The sequence below is a fragment of the Shewanella sp. SM20 genome (genome assembly GCF_025654545.1).
GTDB lineage: Bacteria > Pseudomonadota > Gammaproteobacteria > Enterobacterales > Shewanellaceae > Shewanella > Shewanella oncorhynchi.
Window position 1 is genome coordinate 1 of the sequence record NZ_JAKKRK010000133.1, and the last position, 788, is coordinate 788.

General features: G+C 45.1%; 2 rRNA genes. Both read left to right on the forward strand.

Going from position 1 to position 788, the window contains the following annotated elements:
• Positions 1-157: ribosomal RNA gene (locus tag L5M18_RS23230) — 16S ribosomal RNA — on the forward strand; the annotation flags it as partial.
• A 411-nt stretch (positions 158-568) separates the two neighbouring features.
• Positions 569-788: ribosomal RNA gene (locus L5M18_RS23235) — 23S ribosomal RNA — on the forward strand; the annotation flags it as partial.

A 788-nucleotide genomic window follows, 5' to 3' on the forward strand; every position in this document is an offset into this window, starting at 1 on the left:
GGCCTTGTACACACCGCCCGTCACACCATGGGAGTGGGCTGCAAAAGAAGTGGGTAGCTTAACCTTCGGGGGGGCGCTCACCACTTTGTGGTTCATGACTGGGGTGAAGTCGTAACAAGGTAGCCCTAGGGGAACCTGGGGCTGGATCACCTCCTTACCTATACGACTAACTTAATGTTTGGTCGAAAAATGCTCCTGCATTTTCGACATTCGGTACATCCGTGTACCTTTTGAGTGTTCACACAGATTGCTTGTTTATCTTCTCTCACGAGAAGTCAGAGCTAAATGCGCCGCTAGCCGGTACGCATTGTTCTTTAACAATTTGGAAAGCTGATAGTATTTAATTGCATGAGTCTGTCATGTGATTAATTACAAAACGTTTAATGCGCAAGCATTGAACATGAGTTCTCAAACACTTTATTAAGTGTCTTGAATATTCAAAAGTAAATTATTCTTAGTTGAATAGTTTACGTCTAAGGCGCGTCCACTTCTTTGGTCAGAAGTGAGACAAGTAAAACCAAGCTGGTCGCAATGCGACTCAGATGAGTGAAACTCATTTGGGTTGTATGGTTAAGCGACTAAGCGTATACGGTGGATGCCTTGGCAGTCAGAGGCGATGAAGGACGTAGTAACTTGCGAAAAGCGTTGGCGAGCTAGTAACAAGCATTTGAGCTAACGATGTCCGAATGGGGGAACCCAGCAGCATAAGCTGTTATCGCAACATGAATACATAGTGTTGCGAGGCGAACGAGGGGAACTGAAACATCTAAGTACCCTTAGGAAAAGAA